We start from the raw sequence: 23144 nt of genomic DNA, 5'->3' as shown, positions 1-23144 counted from the left end.
TGGGTTCGAGTCCCACAGGGCCTACAACTGCGGGAGAGGGGTCTACCCCCTCTGACCTGCTACGCGGCGCCCGGGTCGGCTTCGGTCGGCCCGGGCGCCGCGTCGTTCCCGGGCCTCGTGCCCGGCGGCTGCTACCGGGCCACGAGGCCGGCCAGCAGCAGTGCCAGCAGTGCCACGAGCGCTCCGGCGGCGATGAATCCGTAGTCCAGCAGGCGCCGTTCCCGGTTGTGGACGACGACGGTGGCCGGGTCGGCCGGGTCGTAGGTGATCAGCAAGGTGCCGCCGTCGCGCAACGGGCGCCGTCGCGTCGCCGGTACGGGGCTGACGATCTCCACCACGCGGCCGTCCTCCGTGGTGAACTGGAGCAGCGGGCGCGGCGGTGAGGGCTCGTCGTCACGAGCCCCCGGGCTGCGCTTCACCAGTGCCCAGGCCTTGGTGCCGGTCCGTTCGATCCTGCGGCTCTGGCGCAGACCGGCGATGCCGGCGAGCGCCAGAACGCCGCCGCCGCACGCGGCGAACACCGCCACGACGACCATGTCTCCCGTGCTCACCGGGCCGTGCCTCCACCGGGTTCGAAGCGGTAGCCCATGCGGGGCTCGGTGATGAGGTGGCGGGGGTGCGCCGGGTCGGGTTCGAGTTTGCGGCGCAGGGACGCGATATAGATCCGCAGGTGGTTCAGGTTCTCGTCGTGGCCCGGTCCCCAGATGTCATGCAGCAGTTGACGACGACGGGAGGGGACCGCCCGGCCGCTGCGTGCCGCTGCGGGGCACGGGGGCCGGGGGCGGTGTCGGCGGAAACCGGCTCATCCAGCAAAGCGCCGCGCGCCGGGGTCGGCGAGTCCCGTTAGCGGGGCCCTGACGCTCTCCCGCGTCACCTTGACGAAGCCTTGACGCACTGGGTTCCGGACATCGACACAAGTGTCCGGAACCGCCCGGCCGGGACGGCTGCCCCGAAGGCCGCGGACCCTGTCCGGGGCGTGTGGGTCAGCCCGCCGTCAGTTCCGTGAGGGGCAGGGTGTGCTGGGTGTGGATGACCTTCGCGCGCAGGTAGCGGACGTTCTGCGCGGTGGTGAAGACGCCCGTGGGGACGTGGTGGGTGACAGTCAGGCCCAGGCCGCGCAGCTGGGCGGCCTTGTCGGGGTTGTTGGACAGCAGGTCCAGGGTGTCGACGCCGAGGGCGCGCAGCATCTGCGCGGCGGTCGTGTAGTCGCGGGCGTCCTCCGGCAGGCCGAGCGCGGCGTTCGCCTCGTAGGTGTCCAGGCCCTGGTCCTGGAGGGCGTAGGCGTCGAGCTTGTTGTAGAGGCCGATGCCACGGCCTTCCTGACGGAGGTACAGCAGGACGCCGCCCCGGTCGGCGATGCGCTCCACCGCCTCGCGCAGCTGGGGTCCGCAGTCGCAGCGGGCCGAGCCGAAGACGTCGCCGGTCAGGCACTCGGAGTGCAGCCGCACCAGCGGCGCGCGGTCGGCGGCGGGCTCGCCCAGGACCACGGCGACATGCTCCTGGCCGTCGACGAGGCCGTGGAAGGTGACCAGGTCGGCGGTGACCGTGTAGCCGTCGCCGAAGCGGAGCGGGACCGTCACACGGGTGCGGACCGTGGCCGCGGGGACATCGGCGGTCGTGGGGAGATCGGCGGGGAGACGGGTCGGTTCGCTGCTGTCACTGGATGCGGTGGCGTCGTCGTGCGAGTCGCGCATGGCTGTCGTCCTTCTCCGGGCCGGCGGTTGCGGGTACGGAGGATGCGCCCCATGCTTCAGATTTGAAGCACAACCTCGGTCGGAGACTCTAACGCGCGCTCGCTTTAAACTTCAAGCAATTTTGGGGGGCATGTTCCGGTCGCCCGGATCACTCCGCCGCGCCGGACGAGCGCCGGCGCCACGGCAGTCCGTCGCACGCGGGCCGCTCCTCGCCGCCCTGGAGCGCCTCCGTGATCCGGGTGGAGATCGCTTCCAGCTGGGCCACCTGCTCGGGCGTGAGGTGGTCGAAGACGGCGGCGCGGACCGTCTCGACATGGCCCGGAGCCGAGCGCTCCAGGAGCGCCGTGCCCGCGTCCGTGAGGACCGCGATACTGCCGCGCCGGTCGGTGGGACAGCCCTCCCGGCGGACCGTGCCGTCCTTCTCCAGACGGGTGACGACGTAGGTCAGCCGACTCCGCGTGATCTTCAACGTCTCCGCGAGATCGGTCATCCGCATCTGGTGGCCCGGCGCGTCGGAGAGGTTGGCGAGGACGGAGTAGTACAGATGCGGCATGCCGGCGTCCTGCTGGAGCCGCCGGTCGATCACGTCCTCCAGGAGCCATGACGCGGCGAGGTACGCGCGCCAGGCGCGCAGTTCCTCGGGGGTGAGCCAGCGGGTCGTCATGGCTCCAGTGTAGTTATTGTTCAAAAGTTGAAACAAGATCCAGAGTTCCAGGCGGATCTGGACCTCCGGCCCCGCCCCGGCGCATCCTGGCCACGCGGCCGGGGCCTGACCCGGACCTCCCTGGCCCCCCGGCTCCTGCTCCGCCCTCGTCCGTCGCCCTTCGACCCCTGGAGTGCACCCCCATGGCCCAGCCCTACGTCCTGTTGTCCGCCGCCGTCTCCCTCGACGGCTTCCTGGACGACACCGGCCCCGAGCGGCTCCTGCTGTCCGGACCGGAGGACTTCGACCGGGTCGACGAGGTGCGGGCGGGCAGCGATGCGATCCTCGTCGGCGCGGGCACGCTGCGCACCGACAACCCGCGGCTGCTGGTCTACTCCGAGGAGCGGCGCGCGGCCCGGGTCCGCGCCGGGCGGCCGGAGTACCCGCTGAAGGTCGCGGTCAGCGCGTCCGGTGATCTCGACCCGGACGCCCTCTTCTGGCACACGGGGGGCGCGAAGGCGCTCTACACCACGGACAAGGGCGCGGAGCGGCTGAGCGGGCTGCTGCCGGCGGACGTGGACGTGGTCGCGCTCGGCCCCGACGTGGAGTGGCGCGCCGTGCTCGCTCACCTCGGTGACGTCAAGGGCGTGGGCCGGCTGATGGTCGAGGGCGGCGGGCAGGTGCACACCCAGCTGCTGCGGCAGGGCCTCGCGGACGAGCTGCAACTCGTCCTCGCGCCCCTGGTCGTGGGGCAGCCCGACGCGCCGCGGATGTTCGGGCCGGGGGCGTACCCGCCCGGACGGATGCGGCTGCTGGAGACGCGGCCGGTCGGGGACGTCGTGCTGATGCGCTACGCGCCCACCGCGCCCGGCACCGGCAGGTCGGCCTCCGCCGCCGACCGGCGCTGGCTGGAGACCGCGTGCGAGCTGGCGGCGCAGTGCCCGCCCTCCCGGACGGCCTTCAGCGTGGGTGCGGTGATCGTCGCGGCCGACGGCACGGAGCTGGCCCGGGGGCACTCCCGGGAGGGCGGGGACCCGGTGGTGCACGCGGAGGAGGCGGCCCTGGCGAAGCTGGACCCGGCGGATCCGCGACTGGCCACCGCGACGGTCTACAGCAGCCTGGAGCCGTGCGCCCGCCGCGCCTCCCGGCCCGCGCCGTGCGCCCGGCTGATCCTCGACGCCGGGGTGCGGCGGGTGGTCACGTCCTGGCGTGAACCGGACACGTTCGTGGCGGCGGCGGACGGCAACGGGCTGCTGACGTCGCAGGGGGTGGATGTGGTGGTACTGCCCGAGTACGAGGAGCGGGCCAAGGCCCCGAACGCCCATCTGCTGTCCCCGGACGAAGGCCGCTGACGGCCGGAGAACGGTGGTGAAGCCCCGCGGACGTAAACCTGTGTGCTTCGTGTCCTGCGCATGGCGTACACTGGAATCACCGACGCGGGGTGGAGCAGCTCGGTAGCTCGCTGGGCTCATAACCCAGAGGTCGCAGGTTCAAATCCTGTCCCCGCTACTGAAGGCCGAGGGCCGGAATCCGAAAGGGTTCCGGCCCTCGGTTTTTTCTGTTCTCTTCACCCACTTCTCCCCCTTCCCGGCCGGGGTCTCTCCTATCCCCGTCCACAGGGTGTGTACGCCGGTCGGCCCACAGCGGTCGCCCCTCGCCCGTCCTGCGTGAAGCCTGGACGGGTGGTTCAGCAAGGAGGCGCGTGGCGGATCGATGCGCCGTGCGACGAGCAGGGCAGCGGGTCAGGACCCGGAACTCCGTACGAGGGGAGCGGCATCCCTTACGACCGCACCAGCAGCGGCCCGGCCGTGCATCCTTCCCCGAAGGACAGCGAACCGCCCGACGATCGGGCCGACGGGCGATCCCACGACCGGCGCGACGACCGGCGCGACGGCCGACCCGACGCCCGATCCGAGGGCCGACCCGACGGCCGACCCCACGATCAGTCCGACAGCCGACTCCACGTCCGGTCCGAGGACGCCCGCTCGCCGGGCACCGGGCCCGACGACGCGGGGACGACGGAATCCCGCCCGCCGGGCACCGGCCCCGGGCACGTCCGTCCCCCGGAGCCCGGCCCGGCGGAGAGCCGGCGGAGTTCGTACGCGCGGGCGTTCCTGCGGGCCCTGCCCGCGCTGCTCATCGGCCTCGGCGTCTGCTGCGGCCGGCTGACCCCGTCCGTCTTCCCGTCCGTCCCCCTCTTCACCGCCGCGCCGCTCGTCGCCGCGCCCCTGCACTCGCTGCGCGGCACCGTCGTCACCGGTACCGCGGCCCTCGCCGCCGTGCTGGCCGTGCATCTCGGGCTCGGGGCGTCCGGCGCGGCCACCGAGGCGGTCACCACCGCCGCGGCCGCCGTGCCCGCCGTGCTGATCAATGTGCTCGTACGCCGCAACGACGCCCGCCTCGCCTCCGCCCGCCGGATCGCCGAGGCCGCCCAGCGCGCCGTGCTGCCCGAACCCCCCGCGCGGATCGGGGGGCTACGGATCGCCGCCCGGTACGAGGCGGCGCAGGCCGACGCCTACATCGGCGGCGACCTGTACGCCGTCCAGGACTCACCGCACGGTGTACGGCTCGTGGTCGGGGACGTGCGGGGCAAGGGGACGGGTGCCGTGGCCGCGGTCGCCGTGGTGATCGGCGCCTTCCGGGAGGCGGCCGAGCAGGAGGCCACGCTGGAGGCCGTCGCCCAGCGCCTGGAGCGGGCGCTGTCGCGCGAGGGCATCCGCCGGGACGGCCCGGACGCCGACGAGGAGTTCACCACCGCGGTCCTCGCGGAGATCCCGCACGGGGAGGAGGGCGTCGTCCGGATCGTCGACCGGGGGCACCCCGCCCCCCTGCTTCTGCTCCCGGACGGCACCCTGCGCGAACTGGAGGCCCGCGAGCCGGCGCTGCCGCTCGGCATGGGCGATCTGGCCCCTGGGTCCGACGGCGCGGAGAAGTGGGACTTCCCGCCCGGTTCGACGCTGCTCTTCTTCACGGACGGCGTCTCGGAGGCACGGGACGCGCGCGGCGAGTTCTACGACCCGGCCGACCGCCTCGCCGGGCGGGTCCTGCCCACCCCCGGCGCCGTGCTCGCCGCCGTGACGGAGGACGTCGCCCGCCACACCGGCGGCCAGGCGACGGACGACATGGCGCTGCTCGCCGTGCGCCGGTCCGAGCGCCGCTGAACCCGTCGAGGGCCAAACGCCGCTGCACGTCCGGGCGTTGTCACGGTGCGTGAGTGGGTGGTCCTCTTCCGATAACAACTGACGCACCGTCAGAACAGTTGGTGCGGGTGAGGTGCGGTCAACTCGCCCGTTTTACGCTGATCGTGTCGTTAAAGTCCTGGCCAGGAGCGTTAATGATCTGTCCGAACAGCTTGGAATCCAGGCCCGACGTCTATTAACGTTCGATAACGCAGCGCGGTCGTCCCAGCCGTCACCAGAGGCGGCTCCGTGCGCGTGTGCCGAATCCCGCAAGGGAGCCGGGGAACCACCACCTTGGGGTGAATCGAGCGGGTATCGCCGTGTCAAAACGGCTGGTATACGCGCGTAGGAGACCTTCCCCTCCGAACCCGTCAGCTAACCCGGTAGGCGAAACGGAAGGAAAGGAGTGCGCCCACGTGGCGTCCAACCGGCCTGCCGAGAGCACCTCGTTCGCCCCTGGCGGCACGCAGACCATCGGGTTTGCGCCCCGCCCCGACGAGGGCCCCTGGGAGGAGTGGAATCCCACTGAGGATTCCGTCCGCCCCGTTCGCGGTCGGCACCGCGTCACCAGGCAGCGCGGCGGCGGACTCGCCCGCAGCTCCACCGTTCTCGGCGTCGGCGTGATGGCCGCGGTCGGCGCGGGTGGCATGGCCACCGCGCAGACCGGCAAGCCGCCGGTGTCCATATCCCTCCCCGACCTCTCCTCGGTCACCCACTCGGCCAAGGAGCTCATCGGCGAGGACACCAGCGCCCCCGAGGGCTCCGCCACCGCCCTGAGCGACGCCGGCGTGAGCACCACCGACGCCGCCGCGGGCACCAAGGACGCGGGCGAGGCGCTGCGCAGCCGGATCATGCAGCAGGCCGAGTCCCAGCAGGACCGGATCGCCGCGGCGGCCACACAGGCCGCCCAGGACGCCGCCACGAAGAAGGCCGCCGCAGCGGCGGCCAAGGCCCAGGACACCGCCGAGAAGGCGGTGGCCGCGGAGGTCAAGAAGAAGGCCGAGGCCGCCCGACTGGCGGAACTGGCCAAGCAGTTCACGCTGCCGACCTCCTCGTACACCCTGACCTCGCGCTTCGGTGACGCCGGCGCCATGTGGTCCTCCGGCTACCACACCGGCCTCGACTTCGCCGCCCCCACGGGCACGCTCATCAAGGCCATCCACAGCGGCACCGTCACCCAGGCGGGCTGGGCGGGCTCGTACGGCTACCGCACGGTCCTCACCCTCGACGACGGCACCGAGCTGTGGTTCTGCCACCAGTCGTCGATCAGTGTCAGCGTCGGCCAGAAGGTCTCCACGGGCGACGTCATCGGCCGCGTGGGTGCGACCGGCAACGTCACCGGGCCGCATCTGCACCTGGAGGTCCACCCGGGCGGCGGCAGCGCGATCGACCCGATGGCGTGGCTGCAGAGCAAGGGCCTCAACCCCTGACATCCGGGCCCGCGCCCCTGTCCCCGGCGCGTGCCACCTCCTGAAATCCGGCGGTCCTGGCGACATCCCCCCGACGTCAGGGCTGCCGGTCAGGCATGTGTGCGCCCTTCCCGGCCCGGATTCAGCAGGCCGGAATTCACCCGTGTGGAACAGCTCCGACCGGAATAAGATCTTCCGGATCGAGCGCTGAAGTAGAGCATGACTTCCCTTCGCAAGCTCGGCTCCTCGGACCTCGAGGTCTTCCCCCTCTCCCTCGGCGGCAACGTCTTCGGCTGGACCGCCGACGAGGCGCAGTCCTTCGCCGTGCTCGACACCTACACGGCGGCCGGCGGCAACTTCGTCGACACGGCCGACGTCTACTCGGCGTGGGCACCCGGCAACAAGGGCGGCGAGTCCGAGACCGTCATCGGCAAGTGGATCGCGGCGCGCGGCAACCGCTCCGACGTGATCATCGCGACCAAGGTCAGCCAGCACCCCGAGTACAAGGGGCTGGGCGCCGCCAACATCAAGGCCGCGGCCGACGCGTCCCTGCGCCGCCTGGGCACCGACTACATCGACCTCTACTACACGCACTTCGACCAGCCCGAGGTGCCGGTTGAGGAGATCATCGGCGCGCTCGACGACCTGGTGAAGGCGGGCAAGGTGCGCGCCGTCGCCGCCTCCAACATCTCCGCCGAGCGCCTGCAGGCGTCCCTCGACTTCTCCGAGCGCGAGAACCTGGCCCGCTATGTGGCGCTCCAGCCGCACTACAACCTTGTCTCGCGGGACACCTACGAGGGCCCGCTGCAGGACGTCGCGGCCCGCGCGGGCCTGGCGGCCGTCCCGTACTACGCCCTCGCCTCCGGCTTCCTGACCGGCAAGTACCGGCCGGGCACGACCGTGGACTCGGCGCGCGCGCAGGGCGCGGGCAAGCACCTGGAGACCGAGCGCGGCCGACGGGTGCTCGCGGCGCTCGACGAGGTCGCGCAGGAGCGGGACGCGCAGATCCCGACGGTGGCCCTGGCCTGGCTCGCGGCCCAGCCGACGGTCGCGGCGCCGATCGCCTCCGCCCGCACGGTGGAGCAGCTGCCCGCGTTGCTGGCGGTGGCGGACCTGACCCTGACGGAGAAGGACCTGGCCAGGCTGACCGAGGCGTCCGCGTAATCACGGCATCCGGTGAGGGCTGTCCCCCCGGGGACAGCCCGCGGCTCCACGGCCGACAGCGTTTCTACGGCTGATAGGGGTTGTACGCGGGAGAGGCGGGATACGTGGGATACGCGGGATACGGCGTCGTCGGTCCGTATCGCGGCGCCGGGTACCACGGGACGTGTCCGTAGCCGTAGCCGGGCCAGACCGGCATCGGCGCCGTCGTGCGCGCCGCGTGCGCCAGCGCAGGCCGTGCCACCGCACGCCGCGCCCACAGCGCGGAGAGCAGCTCACCCTCCCGAGCGACGAAGTCGGCTCCCGCCCGGCCGCGGCGCCCCCGGTGCCGCAGGAACGCCAGTGACGTCGCGTACGCCTCGTACTCCGCGACCGAGCGCGCCGCCGCCTTCCCGAAGTGCTGCCGCGCGTACTGCCGGGCCAGCCGTCGCGCCCGCATGGAGCCGAGCACGAACGGTTCCGTCGGCCCCAGCCACCCGGTGGCCGCGTACGCCGGCAGCTCCTCCCGCACCGTCCGCAGCTCCCGCTGCCGTGTCCAGATCACCAGCCAGGTCAGCAGGGCGAACGCGGGCGCCATGAAGGACGCGTACACCGCGAAGAACCCGTACTCGCCGAACGACGAGGATCCGTTCCACATCGAGTGCATGCCCATGGCGAGCAGCAGCCCGGCCAGCGGCAGCAGGACACGGCGTGCCCGCCGCCGCTCCGCCGACATCGCCGCGACACCGAACCCGATGCCGGTGAGCACGGTGAACAGCGGATGCGCGAAGGGCGCCATCACCACCCGGACGAAGAAGGTCGCGGCGGTCACGGAGGCGAGGCCCCGCCCGCCGCTGAGCTGGTCCGTGCCGAAGGCGGTGCCCAGATAGAGGATGTTCTCGGTGAAGGCGAAGCCGGTCGCGGTGACCCCGGCTATCACCACCCCGTCCACGATCCCGGTGAAGTCGCGTCTGCGGAAGAGGAAGACCAGCAGCACGGCGGCCGCCTTCGCGGACTCCTCGACGATCGGCGCTATCAGGGTCGCGCCGAGCGTGTCGGCGCTGTGCGGGTCGGCGGTCGCGGTGGCTATCCACCGGGTCGCGAAGCTGTTCGCGACGATCGCGATGAGCGCGGCCGCGCAGGCTCCCCAGGCGAAGGCGAAGATCATGTTCCGCCAGGGCCCGGGTTCCACCCGGTCCAGCCAGCGGAACGCGGCGACCAGCAGCGGCACGGGCAGCACCGCGAGTCCCAGTCCGACCAGGAACCCCTCGGTGCCCGTCTGCTGCCGCACGAGGGCGAGGATGACGAGGCCGGAGAGCGCCAGGAGCGTGGCCGGCGCGCCGTAGCGCACCCACCGACGCTGCCACCAGTGCGGATGCCGGCCCTCGCCCGCGTTGCCGTCGGGACGCGTCGGATACGGGGGACAGATGGCCACGGCATCGACCCTAACGAGACAGGGGCGCCGCCCGCGACGGTGCCCGGCGGGCCCGCGGGGCGCTCAGTCGCCGGCGGAGGACTGGTCCCGGTGCTGTACGCGCCGGAACAGCAGGTCGTTCACGACATGACCCTTGTCCAGCCCCTGACCTTCGAAACGGGTCAGCGGACGGAATGCGGGACGTGGCGCGTAACCGCCCTCGGGCCGGGTGTTCTCGAAACCGGGGTGCGCGGTGAGCACCTCGAGCATCTGCTCCGCGTACGGCTCCCAGTCCGTCGCGCAGTGCACCAGCGCGCCCGGGCTGAGGCGGGCGGCGGCGAGCGTGAGGAACTCGGGCTGGATCAGCCGCCGCTTGTGGTGGCGCTTCTTGGGCCAGGGGTCGGGGAAGTAGACCCGCAGCCCGTCGAGCGCGTCGGGCGCGAGCATCTCGCGGAGCAGGATGATCGCGTCGCCGTTCGCGACCCGGAGGTTGGTCAGCCTGTTCCGCTCGGCGAGAGCCAGCAGATTGCCCTGGCCTGGGGTGTGCACGTCGACGGCGAGGATGTTGGTGTCCGGGTCGTCGGCGGCCATCCGCGCGGTGGCCTCGCCCATGCCGAAGCCGATCTCCAGCACCACGGGCCGCGTGTTCCCGAACAGCTCGGCCAGGTCCACGGTCCGCTGTCCGTCGATGTCCAGGCCCCACAGGGGCCACAGCCGCTGCAGGGCGTCCGCCTGCCCGGTGGTCACCCGGCTGCGTCGCGGCTGGAAGCTCCGGATCCGCCGCTCGAAGTGGGACCCCGCGGGATCGGCCATCGGCCCGCCGGGGAACCGTGGCTCCCCCTTGGCCCGGCTGCGGTCCGCGGCGGCTCCGGGGATGCGCTGAAGCCGACCGCCGAGGGCGGCCTCGGGGTCTTCGGGGGCGAAATTGAGAGAATCAGACACAGTGGCATCAATTTTAGGGGGAACGCGGCGACAGCTCGCCGGGCCCGGTGAGGGGGAGCCTGACACGGTCCGTCGAAGGGCGAGCCGCGGCCGCGCGCCCCGGTACGCGGGCGGCGGCTCAGTCCCGGTCCAGCACCGCCAGGGCCCGGCGCGCGACCTCCCGGCCGATCGGCAGCGAGGCGGTGGCCGCGGGCGACGGCGCGTTCAGCACATGCACCGCCCGGGCCGTCTCCCGGATCAGGAAGTCGTCCACCAGCGTCCCGTCCCGCAGCACGGCCTGCGCACGGACCCCCGCCGGAGCCCGGACGAGATCGTCCGCCCGCACCTGTGGCAGCAGTCTGCGTACGGCCTGCGTGAACGCCCCCTTCGACACCGACCGCCGCAGCTCGCCCGCCCCGTAGCGCCAGTGCCGCCGGGCTATCCGCCAGGACCCCGGCCAGGCCACCGTCTCGCCGACCTCCCGCGGTCGTACGACCCCCCAGCCGTATCCTTCGCGGGCCAGCGCCGGGACCGCGTTCGGTCCGATGTGGACCTCTCCGTCGATGCCCCGTGTGAGATGCACCCCGAGGAACGGGAACGCCGGATCCGGCACCGGATACACCAGCCCCCGCACCAGCTCGGGCCGGGCCAACGTGTAGTACTCACCCCGGAACGGCACGATCCGCATGCCCGGCTCGTCCCCGGTCAGCCGGGCCACCTCGTCGCAGTGCAGCCCGGCGCAGTTGACCAGCGCGCGTGCGCGCAGGACCGTCCCGTCGGCCGTGCGCACGGCGACGCCCAGTGCCGGGCGCCGGTCGATCCGTACGACCCGGGCCTCGTACCGGATCTCCGCCCCGGACGCCTCGCCCAGCTGCCGGGCGACCGCCACGAAGTCGCAGATTCCGGTCGTGCCCACGTGGATGGCCGCGACTCCGCGCACCTCCGGCTCGTACTCCGTGATCTGGGCCTGGCCCAGTTCCCTCACCGGTATGCCGTTCTCCCGGCCGCGCTGGACGAGTGCGTGCAGGCGGGGTAGCTCCTCGCGCTCCGTGGCGACGATCAGCTTTCCCGTGACGGAGTGCGCGATGCCGTACTCCGCGCAGAACTTGACCATCTCGGCGGCGCCCTCGACCGCGTACCGCGCTTTCAGGGAGCCGGGGCGGTAGTAGATCCCGCTGTGGATGACCCCGCTGTTGCGCCCCGTCTGATGGCGGGCCGGGCCCGCCTCCTTCTCCAGGACCGTCACCCGGGTGCCGGGGGCGGCACGCGTGATCGCATACGCCGTCGACAGGCCGACGATGCCGCCGCCGATCACCAGCACATCGCAGTCGTACGCGATCTTCCGCACCTGCTCCACCTCCCGGTTTCGATAGTGCACTGCGCCACTGACAATGCCCTCAAACCCAGGAGGAACCGAAGACCGCGCAGGTCACACGGCCGCGTCGGCCCCCGAAAAGGGGCGTGCCGGGACAACTGCATCCGTGCCCGGCCGACCCCGGCGGACCACCGCCCGAGCCCGCGGGCACCCACGCCCGCCCGCGGCCCCGAGCGGCGCCCCTACGCGGGCGCCATCAGCAGAGGCCGAGCCCGCTCCCGCAGCTCCGCCACACGCGGTTCGTCCCCGTACGGTTCCAGCCGGTGCAGCAGGTCCCGTACGTACTCGGTGGTGCGCGCCGACGATATGCGCCCGGCGACCTCGACCGCCCGCACGCCCTGCTCGCAGGCCGCGTCCAGGTTGCCCGACTCCAGCTCGGCGACCGCCGAGACGACCAGCCGCAGCCCGTGGGAGCGCACGAACTCCTCGGTGGGCTTGGACAGGGCCTGCTCGGTGAAGCGGCGGACCTGGCGCGGGGCCTTGAGGTCGCGGTAGCACTCGGCGGCGTCGGCCGCGAAGCGGTCGTAGGAGTAGAAGCCGAGCCAGGACGGGTCGTTGTCGCCGTCGCGGGCGCGTTCCAGCCAGCCCTCGGCGGCCTTCAGGGAGGCGCCGGCCGCCTGGGCGTCACCCGCGCGCGCGTGCGCCCGTGCCTCGACGAGACGGAAGAAGCTCATGGTGCGGGCCGTGGCCAGGCCGCGGTTGCGCTCCAGGGCGGCCTGCGCGAGGTCGACGCCCTCGTCGCCGAAGCCGCGGTAGGTCGCCTGGAGCGACATGGAGGCCAGGACGTATCCCCCGAGGGGGACGTCGGCGGCCGCGCGCGCGAGGCGCAGCGCCTGGATGTAGTAGCGCTGGGCGGCCTCCTGCTGTCCCGTGTCGAAGGCCATCCAGCCGGCCAGCCGCGTCAGTTCGGCGCTCGCCCCGAACAGCGCGCGGCCCACTTCGTCCGAGTAGGACCCGAGCAGCAGCGGCGCCGCCTCCACCCGGAGACACTCGGGCACCATGGAAGAACGCCAGTCGCCTCCCCCGTACTTGGAGTCCCAGCGCCTGGCGTCCTCCGCGGCCTCCCGGAGCTTCTGGACGTCGCTGTGGCCGACCTTCAGCGGTGATCCGGACCCGTCGCCGGAGCCGGGGTCACGGGCCACCGAGCTGTCGGCCGGGGTTATCAGCCAGCGGGAAGCAGGGGTCGCGTAAGCGCTCACTGCGAACGATCCGGCCAGCGACTGCCAGATGCCGCCGCTGCCGGCCCGGCGCCCGGCGAGGTCGAGGCGGTACAGCTCCGTCGCCGACTTCACCGCCTGTCCTACGTCCCGGGGGAAGGCGAGGCCCACTTCCGGTGCGGGATCCGCGTCCGCCAGACCGATCTCGTGGAGCGGTACGGGGCGGCCGAGCTTCTGGCCGATGGCCGCGGCGATGAGGTGCGGCGCGGCGCCCTGCGGCACCATGCCCTTCGACACCCAGCGCGCCACCGACGTCTTGTCGTAGCGAAGAGTCAACCCGCGTTGGGCGCCAAGGTCGTTGACGCGCCGCGCGAGTCCTGCGTTGCTGATTCCCGCGAGGGCGAGAACGGCGCCGAGCTTTTCGTTCGGCCCGCGTTGCTCCCTGGACATGCGCCACCCCTCGACACAGACGGCTGCCGCGGCGATGGCATAACCGCGCGGCATTCGTAAACCCAGCGTAGTTCGCCGCATCCCAAGCGTTAAGGGGCTTAAATCCGGATGGCGGGATTGTGGTCCGTACCTCAGTACGGAGTGTTGCGGCGTGCTCCTGGTGTGTGGCTGTGCGCCTGCCCGTGCGCTCTTCTCCGGCCAACGGGCGGCGGGGTTCCATGGGTCGTGCGTGGGTCGGCCCGCTGTACTGGATCCAGTGGGCTGGGGGACACCGCCGCCTCCATCCCCGCGGGCGGCGGACCGGTCCGGGAGGCGAACTCCGCCTCCCGGACTGTGCGTTGCGCCGGGCCTGTACGGAGCGTGCGCAAGCCTGCCCGTCTGCGGCCGATTTGGCCGAAAACCGACGGCGGTTCTCGCGGGTGATCAAGCCCCCGACCACCACACTTGAGGGCGCGAACGGGGTTTTCGGGGAGCGTACCGGGGGCGCATTCGCGTCGCCGGATTTTGTCGATGTTCTTGGGCGGAAAGGGAGTTCACCGGCCGGTCGCCGGGGTCCCGAGGGCGCATTCAGGGGCGCGCAAGACGCGGCGCACGCCCTCCGGCGCGCATTCTTCGTGGCAGCATGGGAGCCGTTCGTACGGTGCACTGGTTGTCCACAGCCTGTGGAGGCGTCGATGCGGTGGTTGGTGGGATGGAGCAGCACCGCCGCTGGAGCCGCCGGACCGGGATCGGCCGGAGCCACCGGATACGACGGCGAGACCCTGCACCCGGTGGGTGCCCAACTGCTGTGGGGCGACCCGGATCCGCTGTGGGCCGTCGGCGACTGGCGCCCCGACGAGGTGCGGGTCGTGAAGGCGGACGCCCAGACCCGCATCGCGGTCCTCGGTATCTGCGGGGCCTCCGACGAGGAACTGCGCGTCGGGCTGCTCGCCGCCCGGGGCGGGGCCCTGCGCCATCTGACCGCCTGGTCCGGCAGCTACACCGCCGTCGTCCAGGCCGGGCGCCGGATCACGGTGTGCGGTGATCTCGCGGGCGCGCGGCCCGTCTTCCACACCCCCTGGGCCGGCGGCACCGCGTACGCGACCGCCGCGCTCCCCCTCGCCGACCTCATCGAGGCCAATCTGGACTTCGGGCATCTGGCGGCCCTTCTCGCCGCCCCCGACGTACCGGCCGCGGTCCACGACTCGACCCCCTACGACGGCGTACGGCGCATCCCGCCCGGGCACGCGCTCATCCTGCGCGCGGGTGCCCGCGAGATCGCCGGCTACGACCCGGTCGCCTCCCTGGCGGTCGCCGCGCCCCCGGCGGACCCGGCCGACGCCGTGGACGCGGTGCGCGACGCCCTCGTCGTCGCCGTCCGCGCCCGTCTGTCGGCCCCCCGCCATGTGCCGGGCGTGGAGATCGACCCCGGGCCCGTCCCCGGAATGGGCCCGGCCGAGCGCCGCGCCGCGCGCGGGGTGCCCGTCCCCGGGATCGGCGCCGACCTCTCCGGAGGTCCGGCTTCCGGCACGCTGGCCCTGCTCGCGGCCGGTCTTCCCGGGATGCCCGGCACGATCCTCGGGCACGGCACCGGGGCCGGCGAACGCCTGCTCGCCGTCACCTTCAACGACCTCGCCGTGCGGGGCCGCGAGGCCGAGCTGGAGCGGGCCGGCGCCCTGGCGGCCAATCCCCGTCTGCACCACGTGGTGGTCACCGGCGGCGAGGAGGTCCTGCCCTACGCCGAGCTGGAGGGGCCGCTGACGGACGAGCCGGGCCCGTCCCTGGTGACGGCGTCCCGGCACCGCGCGCGACTGGCTGCGGGCAGCGCGGACCACTTCACCGGCTACGGCGCGCGCCAGGTCCTCGACGCCCACCCGGCCCGCCTCGCGGACCTGCTGATGGACCGCAAAAGACGCCATCTCGTCCGACCGGTCGCCGCGCTGGCGAAGGCGGACGGCTCGGTGATGGTCCCCGCCCGGGTGTACGCCGCGGCGCGCAAACTGTCCCGCACGCCGTACCGGACCGGCGTCGACGCGCTCGGCGACCGTCTGATGCAGCGGCGCTTCGACGAGCCCGGGGGCGCGGTGGGCGCCTCGCTCGCCGCCCTCACCTGGGCCAGACCCGGACCGGCGGCGCGCTGGCTGACCGGTGAGGCCCTGGCAGAAGTATCGGTTCGCCTGCAAGGAGCCGCAGGCCGGACGGGAGTCGGTCCCGGGCAGCGCCCGGGCGACCACCGCGCGCGTGCCGCGCTGGCACGACACGCGGCGGACGTACGGGTGCTGGAACAGGCCGCCGAGATCCGCTCCCAGCGGCTGCACTCGCCGTTCCTGGACAACCAGGTCGTCCGCGCCTGCCGGGCGCTGCCGGAGGCGCTGCGGGTCCAGCCCGGGGCGCGGGCGGCGATCCTGCGCACGGTCCTGGAGGGCGCGGGCGTCGGCGGGCTGCCGCCCGGCTGGGGCGCACCGTCGCACGCGACCTCGGCGGCCGCGTCCCGCGCCGGTCTCCGGGTGGCCGTGCACTCCCTGATGGCCCTGTTCGACACGCCCCTGCTGGCGGAGGCGGGCCTGGTCGAGGCCCGGGTCGTCCGCAAGGCCGTGCGCGCGGCGGTCGACGGCGCGCCCGTCCCGCTGGACGGCCTCGCGGACCTGGTCTCCCTGGAGCTGTGGCTGCGCCGTCTGCTCGCCCGCCGGGGCACCTGCTGGACGGGCACCCCCGCTCGGGCGCGCGCCGTACCGGCCGGCATCTCGACGCGGGGGCGGGCGCTCGGCGCGGGGGCGTGACGGCCCGACGCCGACGGCTCACGGCATCTTTCAGCGCCGCCGTTCACCGCCTGCGGGCCCGCCGTATCACCGCCCGCACCGCGAGCACCTCACGAACCGGCGGATCGCCCGCGCCCGGACGCCACGCCGGCCCCCGCTCGCGCACGGGAACGGGGAACGGCGGTCGTGTCCGCGTCGGAGGGGTCCGGAAGTCGGGACCCCGCCTGTCTCACATCGGGCGGGACCGCAGGCCCTCCAGAAGGATGTCGAGCAGCCGGGCCGAGGCCGCCGCCTGCTGTGCCGCGTCCGGCAGCGAGGGCGCCGCCGTGGCGATCACCAGCAGGACGTCCGAGACGGTGACGTCCGGCCGCAGCTCACCCGCCGCACGCGCCCGCTCCACGAGTTGTCCGACGACCTCCAGCAGCGTCGCCGTGCCCACGTCGTCCGGCTCCGGCGCGGACCGCTGTCCGACGAGCCGCAGCTCGGCTGTCGGCAGGGACCGCTGCTGCGGCAGCAGCGCCTCGCCCACGGGCGCCGTACCGGCCCCCTCGGGCTCTTCCTCGGCGACGCCGACCCGCAGCACCTGCGGCGGCAGCAGCCGCCCCGCGCCCGACGCCACCGACGTCCGCAGGAAGCGCGACAGCGCCGACCACGGCTCGTCCTCCTGGCCGAGCGCCGCCCTGGCCTGGTCGGTCAGCCGGGAGGTCTCCTCCTCGGCTATCCGCCGCACCAGCACGTCCTTGCTCGGGAAGCGCCGGTACACCGTGCCGACGCCGACCCGCGCGCGCCGCGCCACGTCCTCCATCGGCGCGCCGTAACCCAGCTCGCCGAAGACCTCGCGTGCCGCGCGCAGTACGTGTTCCAGGTTGCGCTGTGCGTCCACCCGCAGCGGTGCCGTACGCGCGCTGTCCTCGCGTGCGTTGCCCGCCGCGCCCACCGGGCCCGCCGGTGCGACGGCGGACGCGGCTGACCAATGAGAGTCCTGAATGTGCATAAGTGTTCCCCCGGTAATGACGTCTCCCCCCGGAGACTCTCCCCGCCATTGGAAGCCGGAGCGTACGGAACGAGCGCTGTTCGTGACCGGGCCCGCCCGTCGCGAGCCTGTCGAGCCCATCCCCGTTACACCCCGTCGACACACGAACATAGTTGAGAGGGGGTCAATTCAGAAGGGGCAGGTTCCGCACGGAGCGCCCCCCGATCGGAGTACGGGGCGGTTACGTCCCGATTGCGCCCCCTAGTTCCACCCGGCTCACACCCACTGACCTGCGGTCTTTCCCCGCACTCCGGTAATTCGGCCAACCCTGCCGGTACCGCCGTCCGGTCACACAATTTGCTGGGCCTGTGGACAAACTCGCGCGTCCGGTGCGTCATGGGATGGTGACGGCTGCATTCCACCGGGCGACGCCCACCGAACCCGCGAAGTGTGTGCGCATCCTCATCGTCGGCGGCGGCTACGTCGGCCTGTACACGGCCCTGCGCCTGCAGCGGAAACTGAAGGCGGAACTCGCCGGAGGCGCGGCGGAGATCGTGGTGGTCTCGCCCGATCCCTACATGACGTACCAGCCGTTCCTGCCCGAGGCGGCCGCCGGCGCCATCTCGCCGCGCCATGTGGTCGTCCCGCTGCGCCGGGTCCTGGACGGCTGCCGGGTGGTCGTCGGCGAGGTCACCGCCATCGACCACGCCAAGCGGACCGCCACCCTCGGCACACTCGCCACCGAGGAGAGCGGGTGGACCGAACAGATCTCCTACGACGAACTCGTCCTCGCCCCGGGCTCCGTCTCTCGCACCCTCCCGATCCCCGGCCTCGCCGACCACGGCATCGGTTTCAAAACCCTCGAAGAGGCCATCGGCCTGCGCAACCACGTCATCGAACAGATGGACATCGCCTCCTCCACCCGGGACCCCGCGATCCGTGACGCGGCCCTCACCTTCGTCTTCGTCGGCGGCGGATTCGCCGGCGTGGAGGCGCTCGGCGAGCTGGAGGACATGGCCCGCTACGCCACGCGCTACTACCACAACGTGGTGCCCGAGGACATGAAGTGGATCCTCGTGGAGGCCTCCGACCGCATCCTCCCGGAGGTCGGCGCGGAGATGGGCCGGTACACGGTCACCGAGCTGCGCCGCCGCAACATCGACGTACGCCTCGAGACCCGTCTGGAGTCCTGCGTCGACCGGGTGGCCGTCCTGTCCGACGGCGCACGCTTCCCGACCCGTACGGTCGTGTGGACCGCCGGGGTGAAGCCCCACCCGGTCCTCGCGGCCACGGACCTGCCGCTGAACGGCCGCGGGCGCCTGAAGTGCACCCCCGAGCTGAGCGTGGACGGCGTCACGCACGCGTGGGCCGCGGGGGACGCGGCCGCCGTCCCGGACGTCACCGCGGAGGAGCCGGACAAGGAGACCGCCCCCAACGCCCAGCACGCGGTGCGCCAGGCCAGGGTCCTCGGCGACAACATCGTGCGCTCACTGCGCGACCAGCCCCTGGAGACGTACGCCCACAAGTACGTCGGCTCGGTCGCCTCCCTGGGGCTGCACAAGGGCGTCGCACATGTCTACGGGCGCAAGCTGAAGGGCTACCCCGCGTGGTTCATGCACCGCACGTACCACCTGAGCCGGGTGCCCACCTTCAACCGCAAGGCCCGGGTGCTGGCCGAGTGGACCCTCGCGGGACTCTTCAAGAGGGAGATCGTCTCCCTCGGTTCACTCGAACATCCCCGTGCGGAGTTCGAACTCGCGGCCGGTGGAAAGCCTTCAAGGGACCCGAAGGGGTCGTCCTGACCGAATCCAGGAACTCCACCGAAAGGGCCGACGTCTGACGGATGTCGGCCCGGTCCGACAGACTGGTCCCCGACCGTGGGCGGGCCGGTTCTCGCCCTGACGAACCCAGCAGACCTTTCCCCCTGCGCCACCCCGGGGGCAGGCCCCCGGACCCGACCGGATCCGGAGCCGGCCGGCTACGACAACGACGAGGCAAGGAATCGGTGAACTTCACCCGCTGGAGCGCCCGGCTCCCCGGAACGCAGCGCCGCGCCGCAGCGCGGATCGAGCACACGGTCTCCCCGGACCGGCGGGGGGAAGGCTCCGTGCCCGCGGCCCGCGTCGAGCGGCTCACCGAGGACGCGCCGGCCATGCCCGCAGTCGACGAGCTGCCGGTGCGCGAGGTCCTCGACCGCATCCCGGCCCTCGTCGCCTTGGTGCACGGCCCGGACCACCGTGTCGCGTACGTCAACGACGCCTACGCGGCGGCCTTCGGCCCCCGGCCGCCCGGCGAACCCGCGCGCGAGGCACTCCCCGAGCTGGAGGAACTGGGCCTTCTCCCGCTCCTGGACCAGGTGCTGCGCAGCTCCAGGCCGCGCACGGTCAAGTCCCGCAAGGCGCCCGGCGGCCGGTCGTACACGTTCACGTGCACACCGGTGGACGTACCCGGCGACATCTCCCGGGGCGTGCTCGTGTTCGCCGCCGACGTCACCGACCACGCCGAGGCCGCCGAGCGGCTGCGCGCCAGCGAACGCGAGCAGCGCCGTACGGCGGTGACCCTTCAGCGCTCCCTGCTGCCCCAGGAGCTGGAGCAGCCCGACGACCTGCGCATCGCCGCCACCTACCAGCCCGGCGGCACGGAGGCCGCGGTCGGCGGCGACTGGTACGACGTCATCACCCTGGGCGGCGGCCGCACGGCCCTCGTCATCGGCGACGTGATGGGCCGGGGCGTCAGGGCCGCCGCGGTCATGGGCCAGCTCCGTACGGCCGTCCGCGCCTACGCGCGCCTCGACCTGCCGCCCCACGAGGTCCTCCAGCTTCTCGACGGTCTCGCCATGGAGATCGACGCCAACCAGATCGCGACCTGCGTCTACGCCGTCCACGACCCGAACGAGGGCCGGCTGGTGTACGCCTCCGCGGGCCACCTCCCGATCCTGGTCCGCGACGAGAACGGCCAGGTCCTGCGCGCCGACGAGCCGACCGGCCCGCCGCTCGGCACCGGTGGCTGGATGCATGCGTCGGGCTCGGTCCCGCTGGGACCCGGCTCCACCGCGGTCCTCTACACCGACGGCCTGGTCGAACGCAGGGACGCCGATCTGGACGAGGGCATCGCGGCCCTGGCGAGCGCCCTCGCGGGCGCGACGGGTACGCCCCAGGTGATCTGCGACCGGCTGCTGCGCTCGGCCGGAGTCACCGCGGGCCACGACGACGACGTCGCGGTCCTCGTCCTCCAGCACCCCGCGCGCACGGGCCCGGACGGCGAACTCTTCCGCAACGCCGCCCTGGAACTGCTCGGCGGGGTGGAGGCGGCACCCCGTGCGCGTGCCTTTGCCTCCGGCGTCCTTACCAGCTGGCGGTTCCCGACGGATCTGCACGACCTGGGGGTGCTGGCGGCCAGCGAGCTGGTCGCGAACTCGCTGCAGCACGGCACGCCGCCGATGCGGCTGCGCCTCAGACGCACGGACCGCCGGCTGATCATCGAGGTGACGGACGGGGACGACCAGCTGCCCCGCCGCCGCCGGGCGGAACCGGCGGACGAGGCGGGGCGGGGCATCGCGATCGTGGCGACGATCGCGACCAACTGGGGGTCGCGCCGCACGCCCGGTGGCGGGAAGGCGGTGTGGTGCGAGTTCGCGCTGCCGTGCGAGGGGTGAGCGGCGCGTGCGTTCAGGCGCGCGCCGACGCGGGCTCCGTCGACGGGCCTCCCTGCGCCACCACCAGGCTCCGCGCGCGCGAAGGCTGGTTCTGAGCGGGGGTGAGCCGCCGTCCGAGCCGGATCGCGAGGACCGTGATGCCCAGTGAGAACAGCAGGAACGTGACGACGTACGGCGCGGGCAGCGACGCGGCCAGCGGGCCGCCCACCGCCGGGCCGACCGCGAGGGCCAGCTGCTTCACCAGGGCGAAGGCCGAGTTGTACTGGCCCGCCATCCCGGAGGGCGCGAGGTCGGCCACCAGCGGCGCGAGCGTCGGGGACAGCATCGCCTCACCGAGACCGAACAACGCGTACGTCGACACGAACGCGGCGGCCGCCATGGCCTTGCTGCCGTGGCCCAGCCCGGCGTACCCGGCGACGGCCCAGGCGACGGCCCAGATGAGACCCACCGCTGCGATGACCCGCGACCGCCTGCGCCGCTCCACGAACTTCAGCACCGCGAACTGCGCGACCACGATCATCGCCGTGTTCGCGGCCAGCGCCGTGCCCAGCGTGGACGTCGAGATACCGGCGGCCTCGACGCCGAACGCGCTCAGGCCCGACTCGAACTGGCCGTAGCAGGCGAAGAACAGCACGAAGCCCAGCACGCACAGCTGCACCATGGCCCGGTTGCCCAGCAGCTGCTTCCAGCTCGCCCGGTCGCTCTGCGGAGCCCCGTCCTCGATCTGCGGCGCGTGCGGCACCCGTACCGTCGACATGAGGACGACGAGCAGCACGAAGATCGCGGCCTCGATCGAGAACAGCAGGGTGAAGGACCCGGCGCGGGAGGCGTCGACGAGATGGCCGCCGATCAGGCCGCCGACACCGAGCCCCAGGTTCTGCAGAAAGAACTGCAGGGCGAAGGCGCGCGACCGGGTCTGCGTCGTGGAGCAGTCCACGATCATCGTGGCGAGCGCCGGCTGCATCACGGCCTGACCGGCACCGAGCACCGCTGCCGACAGCAGCACGGTCACCGCGTTCTTCGCGAGCCCCAGGCTGAGCGATCCGACGGCGGCGGTGGCCAGGGCGGCGAGCAGCACCGGAAGGGGGCCGCGCCGGACGATGGCCCGTCCGGCGAGCGGCAGCACCACGAGCGCGGCCACGGCGAAGACGGCGAGCACGACGCCCGCCGTCGCGGCACCGAGATCCCGCACCTGCGCCACATAGACGTACAGATACGGGACGGTGAAGCCGAGGCCGAACGCGCTGAGTGCGTTGCCCACATGAATCCGGCGCATCGCTGCGCCCATCGCCCTGGTCACGTTCACCTGCCCTAGGAAGAGGGCCGCTCGGGAGGGGACCGGATGTCTTACCTCTGAAGCGGTTAACCCTGAAGACTTAGAAACTAAAGTTCGAAGCTAAACAGTACACCCCGAAGGACTTCAACGCCAAGCAAGTGCGTGCGATACTGCGGACATGGGCGACACACCCGGCGTCAGCGAGCCGACCCTCGACGAACAGATCGCCGCATACCAGCGCGAGTTCCGGGACCTGGACCCGCAGGTCGAGAAGATCGTCTCGGCGCTGTCCCGGCTGAACCGCCGGATGCACGTCGCCTACGGCCGGCAGACCGCCGCGCTCGGCATCAGCAACGCGGAGTGGGAGGTCCTCAAGGCCCTCGTGCTGGCCGGAGCCCCGTATCGCATGGGTCCGAGCGACCTGGCCAAGCGGCTCGGTCTGACGCCGGCCGCGATGACCCACCGCATCGACCGCATGGTGGGGGAGGGTCTGGTCACCCGGGAGCGTGACGAGGCCAACCGGGTCCGGGTGATCGTCGAGCTGACCGCCGAGGGCCGCGAGAAGTGGCTCGAAGCGATGCGCCTCGCCTCGGGCTTCGAGGAGGACCTGCTCCAGGACCTGTCGTCCGAGGAGCGCAACGTCCTCGGTGAGGCGCTGACCCGTCTGCTGCGCCGTGTGGAGCACGCCCAGCCGGACGCGGGCGGCCGTCTGAGCGACCTGGACTGACGCGGCGGAAGGTTTGCCGGCACGTCTCCCTGGGGAGGCTTGACAGTCCACACCTCGATCCGTAAAGTTCTTCGGGTTGCCACGGAGCCGTAACGGTTCTGCGGCAGCACCTCCGCCGCAGCAGCGGCACCAACCACTCAGCACGATCTCCCAACCGGGTGGAATTCGGCGTGCCCGAATTCAATTCGATTTGGGTACGGCGACTCCGATCCGACGCGATTGGGAATCGCCGGAGAGATCCGCTAAGGTTGGACACGTCGGAACGGCCCAAGGGTCGGGAGGACAACCCTGGTTGACTGGGGATCAGGACCCGAAGAGCTCGAAAAGAGCCCGACAGGATCTGATAAAGTCAACACCGCCGGAAGGCCGAAAGGCCGGAAAGCACCGAGGAAA

General features: G+C 72.6%; 17 protein-coding genes, 1 tRNA gene, 1 pseudogene and 1 riboswitch. Of the genes and pseudogenes, 9 read left to right on the top strand and 10 right to left on the bottom strand.

The annotated features are described in order from the left end of the window. Positions 1 to 131: 131 nt before the first annotated feature. The 4 genes and pseudogenes from ACFYX0_RS20090 to ACFYX0_RS20075 all read right to left on the bottom strand — a co-directional run bounded on the left by ACFYX0_RS20090 (position 132) and on the right by ACFYX0_RS20075 (position 2358). Entirely contained in the window at positions 132 to 551 is a 420-nt protein-coding gene (locus ACFYX0_RS20090) for a DUF3592 domain-containing protein (protein WP_388971859.1), read from the bottom strand. Then, positions 548 to 751, bottom strand: a pseudogene (locus ACFYX0_RS20085) (winged helix-turn-helix domain-containing protein); the annotation flags it as partial. The gene ACFYX0_RS20090 and the pseudogene ACFYX0_RS20085, both read right to left, overlap by 4 nt. A 232-nt stretch (positions 752 to 983) precedes the next feature. Next, positions 984 to 1694, bottom strand: a complete 711-nt coding sequence (ribA, locus tag ACFYX0_RS20080; protein ID WP_388971857.1) for a GTP cyclohydrolase II — start codon at positions 1692 to 1694, stop codon at positions 984 to 986. 148 nt (positions 1695 to 1842) lie between these two features. Then, entirely contained in the window at positions 1843 to 2358 is a 516-nt protein-coding gene (locus tag ACFYX0_RS20075) for a MarR family winged helix-turn-helix transcriptional regulator (protein ID WP_388971855.1), read from the bottom strand. Between the two features lie 182 nt (positions 2359 to 2540). Between ACFYX0_RS20075 and ACFYX0_RS20070 the strand changes: the two genes are divergently transcribed. The 5 genes from ACFYX0_RS20070 to ACFYX0_RS20050 all read left to right on the top strand — a co-directional run bounded on the left by ACFYX0_RS20070 (position 2541) and on the right by ACFYX0_RS20050 (position 8089). Beyond that, complete coding sequence (locus tag ACFYX0_RS20070; protein WP_388971853.1) at positions 2541 to 3689, top strand: dihydrofolate reductase family protein; 1149 nt, start codon at positions 2541 to 2543, stop codon at positions 3687 to 3689. 83 nt (positions 3690 to 3772) lie between these two features. After that, positions 3773 to 3846, top strand: a tRNA-Met gene (locus ACFYX0_RS20065). Between the two features lie 173 nt (positions 3847 to 4019). Beyond that, the gene (locus ACFYX0_RS20060; RefSeq protein ID WP_388971851.1) at positions 4020 to 5498 is read left to right on the top strand and encodes a PP2C family protein-serine/threonine phosphatase; all 1479 of its coding nucleotides are present in this window, start codon (positions 4020 to 4022) and stop codon (positions 5496 to 5498) included. 266 nt (positions 5499 to 5764) lie between these two features. Beyond that, positions 5765 to 5921, top strand: a riboswitch (cyclic di-AMP (ydaO/yuaA leader). An 11-nt stretch (positions 5922 to 5932) separates the two neighbouring features. Continuing rightward, positions 5933 to 6946, top strand: coding sequence for a M23 family metallopeptidase (locus ACFYX0_RS20055; RefSeq protein ID WP_388971849.1), 1014 nt, complete (start codon positions 5933 to 5935; stop codon positions 6944 to 6946). Positions 6947 to 7144: 198 nt separating this feature from the next. After that, complete coding sequence (locus tag ACFYX0_RS20050; protein ID WP_388971847.1) at positions 7145 to 8089, top strand: aldo/keto reductase; 945 nt, start codon at positions 7145 to 7147, stop codon at positions 8087 to 8089. A 64-nt stretch (positions 8090 to 8153) separates the two neighbouring features. On the opposite strand, the gene ACFYX0_RS20045 is transcribed toward ACFYX0_RS20050, so the two are convergent. The 4 genes from ACFYX0_RS20045 to ACFYX0_RS20030 form a co-directional block, all read right to left on the bottom strand. After that, positions 8154 to 9500: a PrsW family intramembrane metalloprotease gene (locus ACFYX0_RS20045; protein WP_388971845.1), complete on the bottom strand. Its 1347-nt coding sequence runs from the start codon at positions 9498 to 9500 to the stop codon at positions 8154 to 8156. Positions 9501 to 9563: 63 nt separating this feature from the next. Further along, complete coding sequence (gene trmB, locus ACFYX0_RS20040) at positions 9564 to 10421, bottom strand: tRNA (guanosine(46)-N7)-methyltransferase TrmB (protein WP_388971843.1); 858 nt, start codon at positions 10419 to 10421, stop codon at positions 9564 to 9566. A 118-nt stretch (positions 10422 to 10539) separates the two neighbouring features. After that, positions 10540 to 11757, bottom strand: a complete 1218-nt coding sequence (lhgO, locus tag ACFYX0_RS20035; protein WP_388972090.1) for an L-2-hydroxyglutarate oxidase — start codon at positions 11755 to 11757, stop codon at positions 10540 to 10542. A gap of 200 nt (positions 11758 to 11957) precedes the next feature. Further along, positions 11958 to 13382 (bottom strand): MFS transporter, encoded by a 1425-nt coding sequence (locus ACFYX0_RS20030; protein WP_311695898.1) that lies wholly within the window; start codon positions 13380 to 13382, stop codon positions 11958 to 11960. A gap of 674 nt (positions 13383 to 14056) precedes the next feature. On the opposite strand from ACFYX0_RS20030, the gene ACFYX0_RS20025 reads away from it, so the two are divergent. Continuing rightward, positions 14057 to 16141, top strand: coding sequence for an asparagine synthase-related protein (locus ACFYX0_RS20025; RefSeq protein WP_388971841.1), 2085 nt, complete (start codon positions 14057 to 14059; stop codon positions 16139 to 16141). A gap of 208 nt (positions 16142 to 16349) precedes the next feature. Here ACFYX0_RS20025 and ACFYX0_RS20020 read toward each other — a convergent pair whose 3' ends face one another. Then, on the bottom strand, positions 16350 to 17114 hold the full coding sequence (locus ACFYX0_RS20020; RefSeq protein ID WP_388971839.1) for a TetR/AcrR family transcriptional regulator: 765 nt from the start codon (positions 17112 to 17114) through the stop codon (positions 16350 to 16352). Between the two features lie 380 nt (positions 17115 to 17494). Here ACFYX0_RS20020 and ACFYX0_RS20015 point away from each other — a divergent pair, with 380 nt between their 5' ends. Both ACFYX0_RS20015 and ACFYX0_RS20010 read left to right on the top strand, forming a co-directional pair. Next, positions 17495 to 18895 carry an NAD(P)/FAD-dependent oxidoreductase gene (locus ACFYX0_RS20015; RefSeq protein WP_388971837.1) on the top strand — a complete coding sequence of 467 codons (1401 nt, stop codon included), beginning with the start codon at positions 17495 to 17497 and terminating at the stop codon, positions 18893 to 18895. Positions 18896 to 19098: 203 nt separating this feature from the next. Further along, a complete protein-coding gene (locus ACFYX0_RS20010) occupies positions 19099 to 20748 on the top strand; it encodes a SpoIIE family protein phosphatase (protein WP_355917900.1) in 1650 nt (549 codons plus the stop codon). Between the two features lie 13 nt (positions 20749 to 20761). Here ACFYX0_RS20010 and ACFYX0_RS20005 read toward each other — a convergent pair whose 3' ends face one another. Then, entirely contained in the window at positions 20762 to 22036 is a 1275-nt protein-coding gene (locus ACFYX0_RS20005) for an MFS transporter (protein WP_388972088.1), read from the bottom strand. Between the two features lie 166 nt (positions 22037 to 22202). Between ACFYX0_RS20005 and ACFYX0_RS20000 the strand changes: the two genes are divergently transcribed. Next, positions 22203 to 22751, top strand: a complete 549-nt coding sequence (locus tag ACFYX0_RS20000; protein ID WP_388971835.1) for a MarR family winged helix-turn-helix transcriptional regulator — start codon at positions 22203 to 22205, stop codon at positions 22749 to 22751. Positions 22752 to 23144 lie beyond the last annotated feature (393 nt).

It is taken from the genome of Streptomyces sp. NPDC002573, from assembly GCF_042889625.1.
Lineage (GTDB): Bacteria > Actinomycetota > Actinomycetes > Streptomycetales > Streptomycetaceae > Streptomyces > Streptomyces gibsoniae.
This window is presented reverse-complemented; position numbering and strand designations above follow the sequence as displayed.

Bases quoted from the DNA above. Each gene is read 5' to 3' on its own strand.
- ACFYX0_RS20025 (WP_388971841.1), top strand. From the start codon at position 14,057: ATGCGGTGGTTGGTGGGATGGAGCAGCACCGCCGCTGGAGCCGCCGGA.
- ACFYX0_RS20005 (WP_388972088.1), bottom strand. From the start codon at position 22,036: ATGGGCGCAGCGATGCGCCGGATTCATGTGGGCAACGCACTCAGCGCG.
- ribA (WP_388971857.1), bottom strand. From the start codon at position 1,694: ATGCGCGACTCGCACGACGACGCCACCGCATCCAGTGACAGCAGCGAA.
- ACFYX0_RS20050 (WP_388971847.1), top strand. From the start codon at position 7,145: ATGACTTCCCTTCGCAAGCTCGGCTCCTCGGACCTCGAGGTCTTCCCC.
- ACFYX0_RS20075 (WP_388971855.1), bottom strand. From the start codon at position 2,358: ATGACGACCCGCTGGCTCACCCCCGAGGAACTGCGCGCCTGGCGCGCG.
- ACFYX0_RS20030 (WP_311695898.1), bottom strand. From the start codon at position 13,382: ATGTCCAGGGAGCAACGCGGGCCGAACGAAAAGCTCGGCGCCGTTCTC.
- ACFYX0_RS20015 (WP_388971837.1), top strand. From the start codon at position 17,495: ATGGTGACGGCTGCATTCCACCGGGCGACGCCCACCGAACCCGCGAAG.
- ACFYX0_RS20070 (WP_388971853.1), top strand. From the start codon at position 2,541: ATGGCCCAGCCCTACGTCCTGTTGTCCGCCGCCGTCTCCCTCGACGGC.
- ACFYX0_RS20020 (WP_388971839.1), bottom strand. From the start codon at position 17,114: ATGCACATTCAGGACTCTCATTGGTCAGCCGCGTCCGCCGTCGCACCG.
- ACFYX0_RS20000 (WP_388971835.1), top strand. From the start codon at position 22,203: ATGGGCGACACACCCGGCGTCAGCGAGCCGACCCTCGACGAACAGATC.